This window comes from Anaerococcus marasmi (assembly GCF_900290195.1).
In the GTDB taxonomy this organism is placed as follows: Bacteria; Bacillota; Clostridia; order Tissierellales; family Peptoniphilaceae; genus Anaerococcus; species Anaerococcus marasmi.
Genome location: NZ_OLMF01000004.1, coordinates 1,740,690 through 1,756,576, shown reverse-complemented (window position 1 = coordinate 1,756,576; position 15,887 = coordinate 1,740,690). Strand labels below are relative to the sequence as shown.

Below are 15,887 nucleotides of genomic sequence, written 5' to 3'. Positions count from 1 at the left end.
TAATATTAACTATTTCAAAAAAGTTCCCTTGCTTCGACCATAGCGGAGAAGCCTTCTGGGAATTCTGCTTAGATAAAATTTTTCTTATGATTTATATGTCCTCTTAGACTGTAGACCTCTCACTTTCGTTCGAGGTGGTGTGATGTGTTTAGCTAATATTCATTAGAGCTTAAAATGTTGGAGAGATGTCTCCACTGCGGTCGACATAAGGGAATTGTCCACATAAGGAGATTTAAACTCTTATGAGATAGCTCGACTTCGCTTCGCTCGATATAAGGGGTTGTCGGCATAAAGGATGTTATGTTAGATTAATATTAACTATTTCAAAAAAGTTCCCTTGCTTCGACCGAAGTGGAGAAGCCTCCTGGGAATTCTGCTTAGATAAAATTTTTCTTATGATTTACATGTCATCTTAGACTGTAGACCTCTCGTCGCTCCGCTCTGTCGAGGTGGGATATGATCTACACTTTGCTTTATTCATTTTACAATTTCATTAGAGCTGGATTTTTGTTAGAGATGTCTCCACTTCGGTCGACATAAGGGAATTGTTCACATAAGGGGAATTGAAGTTATTCTGAGATATCTCGACTACGCTTCGCTCCGCTCGATATAAGGGGTGGTCGATATAAGGTGATATTTTTCTCCTAGGATGACTTGTTTTTTAAACTTTTCTATTAAAAATCCCTCGGATTTTTATTTTCCAAGGGATTTTGTTTTATTTGTTTTTTCTTGTGTATTTTATTCTTTTAATTAGTCTTACTAGGAGGAGAATTATTAGAATTATTCCAAGTCCTGCTCCTAATTTTGTTAGAAGGCTTGCTCTTTGTACTCTTTTTACTGTAGCTTGGTCTTCTTTTTTATCTTCTTTATTTTCTTCCCCCTCTGCTTCTTTTGGCTCTTCGTATCTTACGGCGTTTACTAGGAGTCTGTCTGGACGTGGTGGGTAGAAGGGTGAGCAGGTTAGGAGGGTTATTACGTCCTCGTCTCCTCTTTTGTCGAGTCTATCCCAATCATATGGTCCTATTACTTCCTTGTCGCTTACCTTGTAGTGGAGGGTCTCTGTTGCTCTTTTGATGTAGATATCATCTCCTTCGACTAGTTCGTCTACATAGAGAAACATGGTATCTCCCCACCAGTCCCTGTGGCCTGCTATTACAGATCTTGTTCCCTTTCCTCCTACAGGAATGCTTGTTCCTTCTACTTGGGCAACTCCTCTTGATATGTGATCGAGTGTCGCATCAAGATAGATTGGAAGATTCTTGCCGAGTTTTGGGATTTCTAGGTAGGCGAAGACTTCATTTGAGTTTTTGAAGTAATTGTAACGGTTCTGGTTATCTTCTGTTGTGAAGGGGTCTAGGATGCTGGTATCCGAGTTTTTAACTAGCTCGTTGTATTTTTCGGCAGCCTTGTTTTCTTCTTCGATTTCTTCTTTTGGTCTATTTGCTTGCTCTTGTTCAAATTCTTCTAGTCTCTTGTTATAGGACATCTCGTTTGCGGTCCTATTTATCAAGGGCACTGTTACAAAAAGTAGACCAATAAGGATAAGAAGATATCCTATGAAGCTAATTTTTGTTAGTTTTAATTGTTTTTTCAATATCTTCTACCTCTTTTCTTAAGTTTAGTGATTTTCTTTTCTCTCTAGTTGATACAATTATCAAAAATACCAGGATAGGCATTAGTATTAGCAATAGTTGGAAAAAGTCTGGCTTAAATCTTGGCGTATTGGCAATACCATCATCTATAGCCTCTTGGTAAGGAATCCTATAACCTCTAACCAAAAGTCTGTGTGAGTTGATCATATATGGTGTACAGGTCAAAAGAGTCGCATAGTCCTTGCCTTCTTGGACTAAGACTGGCTCGAAGTTAGTTGGCTCGACTACCATAATTTGATCGACCTTGTAGGCTAGAGTTCCCTGGATATTGTGGATGTAGAAAATATCTCCTTCTACTAGTTGGTCCAAATACCTAAACAAAACGGCTTCAGGAAGGCCCCTGTGGGCTGTAATTACCGTGTGGGTAGACTTACCCCCTACAGGAAGGGAAGTTCCCTCCAGGTGGCCGCAGCCCTTCTGTAGGACTGTCTCGCTCGTTCCGGCATAGATAGGAAGGTCTTGGTTGATTCTAGGTATTTCTACGTGGCCTATCATCTCATTTACTTCAAGCATATGAGCGTAGTAGGCTCTTGCTTCTTCTTCCTTCTTACTGTAAGGGTCAGAGAGCCTTGAAGGATCTAGGGTCTCGTTATAGGCTCTTGCAAGATCCATTCTCTTGTTTATCTCTTCTTCGTTAATTTCCTTACTCTGTTTGACAAACTCTATTATCTCCTCATCCGCTTTGATTTCATAAAACTTCTGGGAAATCATCGGGTAGGAAAATATTAGAAGTCCAACTAGGAAGATTAGACCAAACTTAAGCTTATCTTTTAGATTAGTCTTCATCTTCTTTCACCTTTTTGGACTTATTCATCAATTTATCTTGTCTTTGTCTAATATCTTCAATCCTTGTGTAATATTTCTTGTTATCTTTCCTTAGTTTCCATAGATATATTATCAAGATAATAATCAAGAATAAGGCTATGAAGAATAACAATCTAAATATCCAATTTGTCTTAGTAGTCCTGATTAGCTCCTCATCTACAGCTGGAACATAAGGCACCCTGTGGCCCCTAACAAGGAGTCTGTGAGAGTTAATCATTATTGGAGTACAAGTAAGAAGGGTTACATAGTCATGACCTGGGTCGATTAATAGGTCAGAAAAGTTGGTAGGCTCAACGACCTTGATTTGATCGACCTGGTAGGCTAGGGTTTCTGAAATATTGTGGACGTAGAACTTATCTCCTATCTCAAGTTCGCTGAGGTGGGTAAATAAAGTCGCCTCAGGTAGACCCGAGTGGGCAGTAAGAACCGAGTGGGTAGAGTTACCCCCGATTGGAAGAGATGTTCCTTCCAAGTGACCTACTCCCTTTTGGAGAACTTCCTCTGCAGTTCCTGCATAGATTGGAAGGTCCTGGTTGATCTTTGGTATCTCAACGTGGCCTATCATCTCGTGGACTTCAAGCATCCTCGCATACTCTGCTCTACCTTTTTCCTGCCTGTCCTTGGCATAAGGGTCCTCAGAGACAGCATTGTTCAAGGAATCGTTGTAAGCACGAGCAAGACCCATCCTTCTTTCGATCTCCTCTGTAGCTAGCTTGTCGGTCCCTTCGTTAAAGACTGATACTTGGTTGTTGGAGTCAATCCTATAGTAGAGTCTGTTGACTAAGGGGTAGAGAGCTACCAAGAAACCCAAGAAGAAAACAATCCTAAAGGTCCACTTGGCCTTTTTGGAAGGTTGTTTCTTAATATTTTTATTTTCTTTATTTTTACGTAAAATCGCCATCTAAAATCCTTTATAAGCAAAATAGATACGATATCGCTACCGCATCTATCTTAAGCTATGCAAGTTCTTGTTTTTTATCTTGATTTCTAATAATGACAAATCCTGCCACAACCAATAGTAAACCTATGGCAAAATAAATCCAAATCCTAATATCCCCAGTCTTAACTAGTGGACCACGACTCCTTGAAGTAAGTGTCTTTGTTGGAGTAGATGGTGTGATAGTTGTTGGATTGTCAGGAGTTTCTGGTGGTGTTGGAGGAGGTGTTTCCTCTTTTGGTGGTTTGTGTTCATTTTCTATAAGCACAGCTGTGTTTAATGATGATGTTGCACTTATATCAAATTCTGTAAACTCAGCAACTGGATTGTAGTTTTCAGGAAATCCTACTTCTTTAAGTCTGTAGTGACCATATTCTAAGTCTGTTACCTCTAAGGCTCCATTAGAATCTGACTCTACGATATATTCTGAGCCATCTCTAACTACTGTCATATACTTATCGTCAACAAGCTTTTGAACCTTAAACTTAGCTCCAGCTAGCTTTTTGCCGTGGTCATCTTTATCGACCTTGATAAACTTATGGCTACCCTTTGAATTTTCTCCAGGTGGTGTTGGATTATCTTCGTTTTCAGGCACGTTTTCAACCTTTAGGGATTCAGCTTTACCATTAACTTTTATATTGTGGTTTTCATCAACGTTAAATTCATAAGAATCTTCGGATTTTATATATCCTTCTATGGTGCTTATCTCTTTGAAATAATAATCTCCTTCTGGCATTTCACGAAGATAGATTTTACCTCCAGATTTGGTTTCGATATCTGTAAGATCTCCCGCTTCGTCATAGATATATTCGCCAGGAGTTTTTCCTTGTCTAAACTTAAGTTTATCCTCGCCATCTTTCTTATAAACAGCAAACTTTACTCCATCGAGAGTCTCTGTTGTTCCCTTTTTTACCTTGATTAAAGATGGGATTCTTTTATTCTCAATAGTTACTGTTCCACCCGGTTTTACTGGTTTATCTTCGTTGTTTTTTCCTATATTTATATCTGGATCGTAACCTTCAATAGTCTCAACTTCTTCGAAATAATAGTCCCCTTCTGGAAGACCCTTAACAACTATTTTTCCGTCTGTATTAGTTTTTAACATAGGAATGTTTTCAGGCTTATCAATTGAAGGATCATATTCATAATTACCATTCTTTAAATCTTTTACAGGAACCAAATAAGATTTTGAAACTTCTGATTTACTATCATCACCTGTTATTGTGCTAGTCTCTTTTCTCAATAATTTGAAACCAACCTTGTCAAGCTTGATATCTTTATCATCTTCATCGACTTTTATTAATGTGATATCTTTGGTAGGTACATCTTCTGTCTTCTTCATATGATATAGGAGAGATTTATCTTCTGCTCTTTCTTTTATATCATCAGGAATTTTAATTATAGCTGTTACAAGTTCTCCGCTTTTTAGACCATATTCTTTGTCCATAGCGGCAACTCTTTCCTTAGAGTCGTCTGTTTCTTTTATTAGATAGTATCCTGGTTCAAGATCTTTAATAAGTATCCTTTCAGTATTTAGTTTAGATAAATCCTCTTTAGTAAAATCCTTGAATTCTTCTGATGAAAAATCAATCTCATCGTAGAATTTTCCATTATATTTTATTTTAGCTAACTCGCTTAACTTTCCTTCTCCGAGATTCTCATCTGCCATAAGTTCTTTCTCAGATTTCTTATTATAATCATCTCTTAATTTAAGCAAGTCTTTATCTTTTAATAAGTTTTCATCTAATTTCCAATATCTAACCTGTCTTTGAGACGATTTGAAATCAAAATTTTTAAAAAAATCTTTATCTTCGTTCTCTTCGATAGCCTTATTGGCAGACCAAGCACTGATATCATATTCGATACTTAAATTTTCTTTCGTTTCTTCCTTAGCCAAACCCGCAGGCGCAAGGAAAAAGGCTTGGATCAGCATTAGAACTGGCAGGATAAATGCTAATAGCCTAAATTTTCTCTCCCTTTTCATATCTCCTCCTAGAATTTTTTTATGTCTTTCCTCTAAAGCTTATAGATTTTATGTAAGATTTTATAATAATATATTACAATCCTAAATATTTCTAACAAAAGCTTTCTTTTTACTATTATTATAACATAGTTTGCTAAATAACACCATATATTTTAAAGATAATATTTGCTTATTAAAGTAAAAACGCGAGTTTACCCCGCGTTTTAGTAAAAATATATTTTTTAGAGAAGATTTTATTTATATTTTATCTATTGGCAGTAGCTACAAGCTTTATTCCTGTGCCTGCTATTGAATCAATTATCACATCTCCTACTTTGATAGGTGCCTTGGCAACAGCTTCGTTAATTTCAACCATTGCCTCTTTCATTTTTCCCTTTGGTATTGCATCACTAGTCTTCACTGGGACAGAGTAAGCAGATCCTCCCTCAACTTTAACAGTTGATGTTACAGTTCTTACTGGGTTTTTCACTTCGTTTCTTGCGTAAACTTCACCTCTTTTGCAGGTGTTTCCAGTGATGTCTGTTATTTCTCCGTCATCCTCCATGGTTACTGTTACAGTGCAGCCTAGAGGACAATTGATACATGTTAGTTCTTTTTTCATATTTCCTCCAATTTGATTTCTATTTCCTTAGCTCCTTCTGGAAGGTCTTCTTTCTTTAGGATTAGATCTTCCATTTCTCCTGGAGCATAGACTAATTTTCTTTTCTTTGCTACTTCTTTGCCATCAACGTACATTTTTAGGATTCTGTTTTGGTATACGTTATTTACTCTAAATCTAACGATTGCAGTATCAGCCATTGTGTCTGGGTTGATGTATTGTGGCAAGGTGTAGGATATGCCATCACCAGCTGTTAGATATATAGGGTCCGCCTTAGACTCTTCGAATTTACCTTCGATATAGTGGGCTGAGTTTTCTGCTGCTAGCTCACTTTCGTCTGTTACGTAATCTACTAGGTCGTGAACGTGTAGGACGTTACCGCAAGCGAATACTCCTGGGATGTTTGTCATTAATCTATCTGATACGATAGCTCCCTTAGTCTTTGGATCTATTTCGATTCCTGCTTCCTTGGTTAGTTCGTTTTCTGGTAGGAGTCCTACTGAAAGTAGGATGGTATCGCAATCATAGTGTTTTTCTGTGCCTGGTATTACTTTCATATTCTCATCAACCTGGGAAAGGGTACAGCCTTCTACTCTGTCTTTTCCTTCGATGCCTGAGATTGTTGTATTAAAGTAAAGTGGTATGTCAAAGTCGTCTAGACATTGGACTATATTTCTTTTTAGTCCACCAGAATATGGCATGATTTCTGCAACACATTGGACTTCGGCACCTTCTAGGGTCATTCTTCTTGCCATGATAAGTCCGATATCGCCAGATCCTAGGATTACCACTTTCTTTCCTGGCATATAGCCTTCGAGGTTGATCATCCTTTGGGCAGTTCCTGCAGAATATACTCCGGCAGGTCTGCTTCCTGGGATGTTTAGGGCACCTCTTGGTCTTTCTCTACAACCCATGGCAAGGATTACTGCCTTTGGTTTTAGGGTAAACATTCCGTTTTCTTCGTTCATTAGTGTAAGGGTCTTGTCGTTCGCAAAGTCCATTACTATTGTGTTTAGGAGGACATCTATGTCTCTTTCTTCTACTAGATCTGCAAATCTTTGGGCGTATTCTGGTCCTGTTAGCTCTTCTTTGAATCTGTGTAGGCCAAATCCATTGTGGATACATTGGTTAAGGATTCCTCCGAGCATTTCGTCTCTTTCTACTACAAGGATGTTTTTTACACCCAAATCATAGGCCTTAGAAGCTGCAGCAAGACCTGCAGGACCTCCACCTACTACTACTAAATCATAATTTTTCATTGTGCCCTCCTTACTTTACATGACCTTTGATATAGTAAGAATCCTTGTGGTTTTTAACTATATCATCGTAATTTTCGCCGAGCTCTCTGGCAAGTATTTCCATAACTCTTGGTAGGCAGAAGCCTCCTTGGCATCTTCCTGCTGTAGCTCTTACTCTTCTTTTGACTCCGTCAACTGTTCTAGCTCCTAGTGGTCTGTTGATGGCATCTACTATTTCACCTTCAGTTACTTTTTCGCATCTACAGATGATCTTGCCGTATCTTGGATCTTCTTTGATTAATTTATCGTGTTCTTCTAGGCTTAGTTCACTTGTCTTTGGTGTAGGCTTTCTATCATAGACAAAATCTTTGTTATCTTCTAAGTTTAATTTTTCGCTTACGAGATTTGCCATATATTCACCTATAGCTGGAGCTGATGTTAGTCCTGGAGATTCTATCCCTATACAATCAAAGAATCCATCAAGGCTTTCCTTAAGGATAAAGTCTCCGCCCTTCTCGTGAGCTCTGTTTCCTGAAAATGATGTGATTACCATTCTTACAGGTACATTTTTAACTGTATCATTTGATTTTTCGATAACTTCTTCTAGGTGTTCTCTAGTTGATCTTAAGTCTCCCTTGTCATCTACAAAGTCTGATGTTGGACCTACTAGAGTATTTTCATCAATTGTTGGTGAAACTAAGATTCCCTTACCTTTTTCTGTAGGTAGGTTGAACATAACGTGATTTACAAAGCCTTTGGTATCCTTATCTAGTAAGAGATATTCACCACGTCTAGCTCTTATTTCAAACTTCTCATCGCTAACTCTGTTGTGGATCTCGTCTGAGTAAAGTCCTGCTGCATTAATAACTGCCTTAGTTTCATATGTAGCATTTTCTGTAACAACTTCCCAATATCCGTCTTTTGGATTTGTTTCTGTTACTTTTTCATTAAATTTATAATCAACTCCATTTATGTTAGATACTTCAGCAAAAGCAATATTCATTAAAAATGGATCTACTATTCCGGCTTCTTTACAATATAGAGCGTAGCATACATCATCTGAGACATTTGGTTCGATTTCACGAACTTGGTTGCCATCAAGGATTTCCATACCGCCTACGCCATTTGCTATACCTTGATCATAAAGCTCTTTTAATTTAGGATAATCTTTTTCGTCGTGGCATAAAACCAAAGTTCCGATTTGTTTGTAAGGAAAAGATAACTTCTTTGCCTCATCAGCCATCATATGATTTCCTTTGACATTCATCTTAGCTTTCATTGTTCCAGGAATTGCGTCGTATCCACCGTGGCAGATTCCTGAGTTTGCCTTAGATGTTTCTGTACATACATCTTCGTTTTTTTCTAATAATAGGAATTTTCCTTTTTTCTTTGACAATTGGTAGGCTATTGATGTTCCTGTAACTCCACCGCCTATAATTATAGCATCATACATATATTCCTCCCTTTTTCTAACGGAAAAATGGCGAGCTAAAGTAGGGTAATACTTTAGCTCGCCATCTCTAATTTATATTCTGTTTATATTATATCACATTTTTTCTAATTTGCTAATTATTCTTCGTAAGTTTTTGCCCAAGAGAATGATCTGTCAACTGCTCTTTGCCAGTTTCTGTCCTTCTTATCTCTTTCTTCTTTGGAGATTTCTGGGGTAAATTCACGGTCAACTAGACGATATGCTTTGATTTCTTCTAGGTCTTTGTAGTAACCTACAGCAAGTCCTGCTAAGTAAGAAGCACCTAGAGCTGTTGTTTCTAGTGTCTTAGGTCTTTCTACCTTTGTTTGAATCATATCAGCTTGGAATTGCATTAGGAAGTTGTTTGCACTAGCTCCACCATCTACCTTAAGTTCGTGAAGTTCTCTTCCACTATCCTTACTCATAGCTTGAAGTACGTCATTTGTTAGGTAAGCTAGAGATTCAAGTGTTGCTCTAACTATATGGTATTTGCTTGTTCCTCTTGTTATACCAACTATTGATCCTCTTGCGTAAGCATCCCAATATGGAGCACCAAGACCAGTAAAGGCTGGAACCACATAGCATCCGTTTGTATCATCGACTTTGGTTGCCATATATTCTGTATCATCAGCAGCATCTACGATTCTTAGTTGGTCTCTTAGCCATTGGATAGCAGATCCTGCAACGAAGATTGAACCCTCAAGTGCATAGTTAACCTTGCCGTCTCCAAGTCCCCAAGCTATAGTTGTTACTAGACCATTGTCAGACTTAACTGCATTCTCACCTGTATTCATTAGTAGGAAGGCACCTGTACCATAAGTATTCTTGGCATCTCCTTCATCGAAGCATGTTTGTCCGAATAGAGCAGCTTGTTGGTCACCTGCTATACCTGCTATTGGAATTTCACCATCAAAATATCCTGGGAATGTATTTCCGTAGATGTATGAAGATGGTTTAACTTCTGGAAGCATACATTTTGGAATATTTAGTATTTCACATAATTCATCATCCCATTCTAGGGTGTGGATGTTAAAGATCATTGTTCTTGATGCATTTGAGTAGTCAGTTACATGAACTTTACCACGAGTTAGGTTGTAGATTAACCAAGTATCTACTGTACCAAATAGGAGTTCGCCGTTTTCTGCTCTCTCTTGACCATTTTCGATATGATCTAGGATCCAACGGATTTTGGTTCCTGAGAAGTATGGGTCTACTACAAGACCAGTCTTATCTTGGATTGTCTTCTTGTAGCCATCTTCTACTAGTTTGTCAGCCATATCTGCTGTACGACGACATTGCCAAACGATTGCATTGTAGACAGGCTTTCCTGTATCTTTTTCCCAAACTATGGTTGTCTCTCTTTGGTTGGTAATACCGATTGCCTCGATGTCATCAGCACTTACGCCAAGTTTTGCTATAGCTTCTGTACAAACACCTAATTGAGTTGACCAGATTTCTGTTGCATCATGTTCAACCCAGCCTGGATGTGGGAAGAATTGAGTGAACTCTTTTTGAGCCACTGACATAATCTCGCCCTTTTTGTTAAAGATAATTGCTCTGTTACTTGTTGTTCCAGCATCAAGTGCCATGATATATTTTCCCATAATATCTCCTTTTACATTTTCCATACATCGGTATTAGATGACGATATCGCAATAGCATTAGCATTTAGGGCATCGATTACATCCGATTTCTCGTTGATTAGCCCGCCTGCCACTAAAGGAATCTTAGTCCTTTTTGATATATCATCCAATATCTTTGGCATAATCCCTGGAAGTATCTCTATAAGGTCGCAATTTGCCTTCTTTACAGTCTCTTTCACATTTTCATATGATAGAGAATCTAGGACAAAGAATCTCAAAATAGAAAATAAGCCAATCTGCCTAGCATAAGCGGCATTTTGCGGCCTCGTAGTAATAATTCCATCAGCGTCAGTATAATTTTTTATGAAAGCTGAAGACAGTTGAGAGCTTGATAAGCCTTCAATCAAATCCTCGTGAACCATAACTATCTTGCCATGTTTTTTAAGTTTTTTGACTATGTGTGGGATGCTTTCTACAGTACCAAAAAGCACGAACACTATTTTGTTTTCACTATCCAAAGAGTCTCTTAAATCTTTGTTATTTTTGATAGCCATGATTATTGGATTTTCATAAATTATATCGAAAATCTCTTCGTGTGTCATACAACCTCCATGAACACAGAAAACGAGCGTGTAAAATTAATACAGCTCGTCTTCTCTAATATATTCTCTTATTAGTAGTTTACCATAAATATTTTATTCTTGCAATCATTTTCATAAATATTTTTATAGAAGCCGGCAAAAGTCCGTAGTTTAAATAATTCTAGATAAATATTTTTAAGAAAAATAAGGAAAATGTTTAGTTTTACCTAAAATCTTCCTTCTTTCCTTCGCTGACCCCTTCTCCAGATAGGACTTGGGGGATTGTTTTTAGTATTATTTTTAAGTCATTTAAGAAAGTTACATTTGCTGCATACTCGCCATCTGTCTCGGCCTTTTTACTAGGAGGTAGATTGTCCCTGCCTGAAATTTGGCTAAGTCCTGTAATTCCTGGTCTTACGCTCAAGGCCCCGTATTGTCTTCTTAAGTTTATAAGCTCTTCTTCCTTAAGAATAACCGGCCTTGGTCCTACTATGCTCATATCACCCTTTATTATATTTATAAGCTGGGGAAGCTCGTCTATGGATGTCTTTCTGATGAAACGCCCCACTTTTGTTATGTAGCTATCCGCATTATCAAGCTCCCAAGTTGCGGCGTTGTTTGGAGCCTCTGTCGACATCGACCTAAATTTGATACAGGAGAAAGCCTTACCTTCCTTACCAGACCTATCCTGGATGAAGAAGACTTTTCCCCTAGGCTCTTCTATTTTAATGGCGAGAGCTGTAAGCAAAAATATTGGAGAAAGGATTATAAGACCCAATAGGGCCAAAATCCTGTCCAATATATTCTTTACGTAATTTTCATACATACTTTTCTCCGTCTTATCCTTACTTATATCATCCTTATTTTACTCCATAAGTAGGGATATTTCATCATCACTTAGCTCCCTATACTCGCCTTCTGGCAAATGTTCGTCTAGGGATAAGTCTCCTATGGCAATTCTTTTAAGCTTTTCTACCTTGTTGCCGCAATTTGAAAATAGTCTTTTTACTAAGTGAAACTTGCCTTCCGTAACCTTTACTACCCCCTTTTTATCTTCTAAGATAGTAAGCTTAGCACTTCTTGCTGTATAGTCATCTTCTTTGATATAGACTCCTTCTTCAAATAAGTCTATTAGGCTGTCATCTATCTTATCTCTACATTCTACAAGATAGGTCTTTTCTATATTAGAATTTGGGCTTGTTACCCTGTGGATGAACTTACCATCTGTCGAAAGAAGAAGAAGGCCTGTAGTATCCTTATCGAGCCTTCCTGCTATAGATAGGTCGATTACCTTGTAGAAATCATCCAAAAGATCTATTACAGTTGGGTCTTTATCTTCTGTAGCTGAAAGAAAGCCAGCAGGTTTATTCATCATCACGTAGATATTTTCAAAATAGTCTACGAAATGGCCCATATAGTATACTTCATCGAGTTCTGGGTCAACCTGGGTTGCTGTATCCTTTACTACTTCTCCATTTACAAGGACAGCTCCCTTCTTGGCATTTTTCTTGATATTTTTTCTGGTATCTAGACCAGAGTTTCCTATCATCTTATCTAATCTCATTTTATCCCCTTACTTAATACATTTCCCGTAGCATAACTTAACTCGTCAAAGGACTTGTAAAAGCTATCGAGATAGTCCCTGCCCTTTGGGCTTATATAGTAATATTTTCTCTTTGGCCCAATCGTAGATTTCTTGTAGGCCCCAAAGATAAATCCCTTCTTGGAAAGTCTCTGTAGGATTGGATAGACTGTTCCTTCAGTCATGGCATAAAAGCCAGAGTTCTTTAGTTCTTCTACGATTTCATAGCCATAAGTTTCGTTGTTTTTTATAATATGGAGTATAACGCCTTCTATAACTCCCTTTAGCATTTGAGATTCAATCATTTTATCACCTATCTATATTGTATAACATAGTAGGTGGATTTCAAGCTCGCTCACAGAAGTGCTTCATAGGACAGAACTTACAAGCTTTCCAATCTTCGGTCTTATGATCGAAGTTTTCTCTTACAATCTCCCTTGCCACATCATCTATAGTAGACATGTCAAATCCCTCATCCTTTATTTCGATTAGGCCGTCTTTTTCTATAAAATATAGGTAGATTTTCCCTACTTCCTTGCCATTAGCTAGGAGGAGCTGTCTATAGGTTAGAAGTTGATTTTTGTATCTGGCGAGACTTTTCTCATCAAAAGATCCTGTCTTTAAATCCATTATGGAAGAATCTTCTAAAATAAGGTCGATATTTCCTTGAAGTATATAGAAATCTCTATCCGCCTTGTAGTTAGCCTCGCTTAGCTTCACATCAAAGCCCCTGTTTAGTAGGTTTGAAACTGGCTCAATGTAGCCCTTATTCTCCCACAAAAATTTTGTCATATCCTTCTTGTCAAAGGAAGGAGAGTAGATATATTGGGCTAGATTGTGGACCTTAGATCCAAAGATTAGGCTTTCGGTCTTCTTAGTCCTAAAGGAAAGTTTTCTTATAAATTTATACTTTAGGGGGCAGGTCATATAGACATCTATATCTGTGGTAAAGGCTAGGATTTTCTTATCATCTTTTCTCTCTTCCATCTTAAAATCAATAGAGCTTAACTTGGATGAGGAATCGAGGGTATATGCGAAGTTTTTAATCCTTCGATCTGCCGAATTATCCAAAAGGACCAAGAGGTTTTTAGCCCTAGTAAAGGCCGTGTAATATTTCCTGTAAAAGTCCAATTCCTTTTTCTCTAAGCTATCTTTTTCTACGAACCTATCGGTAAACTTATCGTAATCTCTTCTTGGATAATCTCCGAGACTTGATACAAATACCGCCTCAAACTCCAAGCCCTTGGATTGGTGGATGGTCATGAAGTTTATGGCATCGTCATAGACATCATCCTCATCGAACTCTCCTATGGCGTTTTTCTTAAAATAAATAAAAATATAGGAAAAGATGAACTTCTGATAATAGTTCTTAGTCCCTTCAAAAATCTCATCATAGTCTACAGCGAGATTTATGAATTTGCTGATGTTTTTAAAGATTAGATCTTTCCTAGCTTGATTCTTATCCTTGAGGATATCCTTGAAGGTCTCAAGGCCCATAAGCTTATAAATAAGGTCTGATATAGGAGAAGATTCAGATGAACTTTCTATGAAAGCCCTAATTCCTCTATTTTTATTAAAGTAATCATCTTCATAGATTTCCTTAAGGAAGTTCCTATAGTCAAGCTTCTGCCTTTGCCCATAGGTCATCTTCCCTCCCCTAAAATCGGTATTGATAGGGCCAGTCCTCGCAAGTTTTAATAAAATAAAGATTATTAAGCGAATTTCTTCCCTTCTAAAGTAGCCATCGCTTTTCCTGTTGATTACTTTAATCCCAGCATTTTCGAATTTCTTCTGGAGGATTGAAGGATAGGAATTGTTAAAGCTTGGGAAAAGAAAGGCAATTTGTCCGAGTTTTATTTTCTTTGATAAGAGTTTTACTATCATTACGAGATTGTCCATCTCGCTTGCCCTAGCCCTTACGATAGTATTGGGATTTTCCTCTGCCTTGTTCGACTTAAGTTCCTTCTTGCTAGATCCTTTTGCCTCATCCATAAAGGCCCTGGCCTTATCGATTATAACTTGATTTGACCTATAATTAATATTTAGAAAGTATTTACTCGCCCTAATTCCAGTCCTATCGTAGAATTTCTCGTCAAAATGGGTTAGGTTTCTCGCATCGGCTCCCCTAAAGGAATAAAGGGCCTGGTCGTCATCTCCGAAGACTATGATATTGCCATTTTTCGTAAGATTGATGGCGATTTCTTCCTGGATTAGGTTGGTATCCTGGTATTCATCTATAACAACAAGGTCGATCTCTTCTCTTATTTTTTCTCCTATTACAGGGTCTTTAAGCAAGTCCAAGAAACGTTTTAGGATAAGCTGGAAATTAATTAGGCCCAAGGAATCTAGGAGCCTTTCGTAGGTCTTAAATATCTCGTAGGCTAGCTTGTCTTGAGGAGAAGCTGAATCCCTAAGGGATATTGGATCTATCATTTGATTAATCAGGGTTTGGAATATATCAAGAATGGTCGCTATAGCATAATCTTTTCCTATAAAGTCTTCAAAGTGAGGGAGGCTCGTAAAAATCTCTAGATTTTCTTCTACTATAAATTCCTCCATATTGGAGTCGATTATAGTAAGATTAAAGAAATTATCGTCAAGCCTTCTGTATTTTGTGATAAAGGATATGGCAAGGGAGTGGAAGTTTCCTATCTTCATATCCTCAAGGTCTGTATCTAGGCCATCTTTTCTAAGCCTTGTAATAATTCTCGTATTAAGCTCACGGGCCGCCTTTTTGGTGAAAGTAGTGATTAGGATTTTGTTTGGCAAGACTTCTCCATCTTTTATGGCTTCTGCCACAAATCCTACAATAGTGTGGGTCTTACCTGTACCTGGACCTGCTATTACCACAGCTGGAAGCTTGGCATTTTTGATTATTTCTTCTTGGCCAAGGTTTCTCATAGGACTCTCTCATAGCAGATCCTATCTTTAGGAATGCCGTCCTCATCAATTTGTACTATGCCAATTTCCTCAAAGGAAAACTTATGGAGGAGCCCTCTCATCCTGAAATTATCCTCGTGGGTGTCGATTCTAATAGCTTCTTTGCCAGATTTTTTGGTAAAATCTATTAAAGCTTCCATAAACTTACTACCAAGTCTTGGAACACTTCCGCTATTATCAACCATCAGAGTATGGATTACAAAATAGCTATCAGACTTAAACTTATCCTCATGGACATTGTATGAAGGATCGACTCCATCAAAAACATAGGCATAGGCTAGGACCTTGCCCTCATTATCAAATACATAGGCATCATCTTTTACTATTTGCTCTCTTATAATATCCTCGTTGGGATTGGTCTTCTGCCATTGATCTATCCCATCATCCCTAAGAGACTTCCTAGCCATTTCTATAATTTTCCCAATTGATTCTATATCTTCTAAGCTTGCTTTTCTAAATATCATAAGTCCCCCTTTTTCCTACTACTATACCCTAC

At 37.8% G+C, this 15,887-nt stretch carries 14 protein-coding genes; all 14 read right to left on the bottom strand.

Going from position 1 to position 15,887, the window contains the following annotated elements; all coding sequences use genetic code 11:
- Positions 1–715: 715 nt before the first annotated feature.
- A complete protein-coding gene (locus C7D97_RS08870) occupies positions 716–1,594 on the bottom strand; it encodes a class C sortase (protein WP_105301682.1) in 879 nt (292 codons plus the stop codon).
- On the bottom strand, positions 1,563–2,438 hold the full coding sequence (locus C7D97_RS08865) for a class C sortase (protein ID WP_105301681.1): 876 nt from the start codon (positions 2,436–2,438) through the stop codon (positions 1,563–1,565). Before C7D97_RS08865 ends, C7D97_RS08870 begins: the two co-directional genes overlap by 32 nt.
- Positions 2,428–3,378 carry a class C sortase gene (locus tag C7D97_RS08860; protein WP_105301680.1) on the bottom strand — a complete coding sequence of 317 codons (951 nt, stop codon included), beginning with the start codon at positions 3,376–3,378 and terminating at the stop codon, positions 2,428–2,430. Before C7D97_RS08860 ends, C7D97_RS08865 begins: the two co-directional genes overlap by 11 nt.
- A 55-nt stretch (positions 3,379–3,433) precedes the next feature.
- Positions 3,434–5,398 carry an MSCRAMM family protein gene (locus tag C7D97_RS08855; protein WP_105301679.1) on the bottom strand — a complete coding sequence of 655 codons (1,965 nt, stop codon included), beginning with the start codon at positions 5,396–5,398 and terminating at the stop codon, positions 3,434–3,436.
- A gap of 244 nt (positions 5,399–5,642) precedes the next feature.
- Entirely contained in the window at positions 5,643–5,999 is a 357-nt protein-coding gene (locus C7D97_RS08850) for a DUF1667 domain-containing protein (protein ID WP_105301678.1), read from the bottom strand.
- Positions 5,996–7,255 carry an NAD(P)/FAD-dependent oxidoreductase gene (locus C7D97_RS08845; RefSeq protein WP_105301677.1) on the bottom strand — a complete coding sequence of 420 codons (1,260 nt, stop codon included), beginning with the start codon at positions 7,253–7,255 and terminating at the stop codon, positions 5,996–5,998. Before C7D97_RS08845 ends, C7D97_RS08850 begins: the two co-directional genes overlap by 4 nt.
- A 10-nt stretch (positions 7,256–7,265) precedes the next feature.
- Complete coding sequence (locus tag C7D97_RS08840) at positions 7,266–8,687, bottom strand: NAD(P)/FAD-dependent oxidoreductase (protein ID WP_105301676.1); 1,422 nt, start codon at positions 8,685–8,687, stop codon at positions 7,266–7,268.
- Positions 8,688–8,803: 116 nt separating this feature from the next.
- Positions 8,804–10,309 carry a glycerol kinase GlpK gene (glpK, locus tag C7D97_RS08835; protein ID WP_105301675.1) on the bottom strand — a complete coding sequence of 502 codons (1,506 nt, stop codon included), beginning with the start codon at positions 10,307–10,309 and terminating at the stop codon, positions 8,804–8,806.
- 11 nt (positions 10,310–10,320) lie between these two features.
- On the bottom strand, positions 10,321–10,890 hold the full coding sequence (locus tag C7D97_RS08830; RefSeq protein WP_105301674.1) for a glycerol-3-phosphate responsive antiterminator: 570 nt from the start codon (positions 10,888–10,890) through the stop codon (positions 10,321–10,323).
- Between the two features lie 202 nt (positions 10,891–11,092).
- Entirely contained in the window at positions 11,093–11,695 is a 603-nt protein-coding gene (locus tag C7D97_RS08825; protein WP_105301673.1) for a sugar transferase, read from the bottom strand.
- A 39-nt stretch (positions 11,696–11,734) separates the two neighbouring features.
- Positions 11,735–12,433, bottom strand: coding sequence for a pseudouridine synthase (locus C7D97_RS08820; RefSeq protein ID WP_105301672.1), 699 nt, complete (start codon positions 12,431–12,433; stop codon positions 11,735–11,737).
- Entirely contained in the window at positions 12,430–12,756 is a 327-nt protein-coding gene (locus C7D97_RS08815; RefSeq protein ID WP_205408062.1) for a PadR family transcriptional regulator, read from the bottom strand. The genes C7D97_RS08820 and C7D97_RS08815 overlap by 4 nt, the downstream gene beginning before the upstream one ends.
- 40 nt (positions 12,757–12,796) lie before the next feature.
- A complete protein-coding gene (locus C7D97_RS08810; RefSeq protein ID WP_105301671.1) occupies positions 12,797–15,352 on the bottom strand; it encodes an ATP-dependent DNA helicase in 2,556 nt (851 codons plus the stop codon).
- On the bottom strand, positions 15,349–15,855 hold the full coding sequence (locus C7D97_RS08805) for a GNAT family N-acetyltransferase (RefSeq protein WP_105301670.1): 507 nt from the start codon (positions 15,853–15,855) through the stop codon (positions 15,349–15,351). Before C7D97_RS08805 ends, C7D97_RS08810 begins: the two co-directional genes overlap by 4 nt.
- Positions 15,856–15,887: the final 32 nt, after the last annotated feature.

Coding starts and splice junctions, on each gene's coding strand:
- C7D97_RS08825 (WP_105301673.1), bottom strand. CDS start 11,695: ATGTATGAAAATTACGTAAAGAATATATTGGACAGGATTTTGGCCCTA.
- C7D97_RS08840 (WP_105301676.1), bottom strand. CDS start 8,687: ATGTATGATGCTATAATTATAGGCGGTGGAGTTACAGGAACATCAATA.
- C7D97_RS08845 (WP_105301677.1), bottom strand. CDS start 7,255: ATGAAAAATTATGATTTAGTAGTAGTAGGTGGAGGTCCTGCAGGTCTT.
- C7D97_RS08815 (WP_205408062.1), bottom strand. CDS start 12,756: ATGATTGAATCTCAAATGCTAAAGGGAGTTATAGAAGGCGTTATACTC.
- C7D97_RS08830 (WP_105301674.1), bottom strand. CDS start 10,890: ATGACACACGAAGAGATTTTCGATATAATTTATGAAAATCCAATAATC.
- C7D97_RS08855 (WP_105301679.1), bottom strand. CDS start 5,398: ATGAAAAGGGAGAGAAAATTTAGGCTATTAGCATTTATCCTGCCAGTT.
- C7D97_RS08865 (WP_105301681.1), bottom strand. CDS start 2,438: ATGAAGACTAATCTAAAAGATAAGCTTAAGTTTGGTCTAATCTTCCTA.
- C7D97_RS08805 (WP_105301670.1), bottom strand. CDS start 15,855: ATGATATTTAGAAAAGCAAGCTTAGAAGATATAGAATCAATTGGGAAA.
- C7D97_RS08810 (WP_105301671.1), bottom strand. CDS start 15,352: ATGAGAAACCTTGGCCAAGAAGAAATAATCAAAAATGCCAAGCTTCCA.
- C7D97_RS08850 (WP_105301678.1), bottom strand. CDS start 5,999: ATGAAAAAAGAACTAACATGTATCAATTGTCCTCTAGGCTGCACTGTA.
- C7D97_RS08820 (WP_105301672.1), bottom strand. CDS start 12,433: ATGAGATTAGATAAGATGATAGGAAACTCTGGTCTAGATACCAGAAAA.
- glpK (WP_105301675.1), bottom strand. CDS start 10,309: ATGGGAAAATATATCATGGCACTTGATGCTGGAACAACAAGTAACAGA.
- C7D97_RS08860 (WP_105301680.1), bottom strand. CDS start 3,378: ATGGCGATTTTACGTAAAAATAAAGAAAATAAAAATATTAAGAAACAA.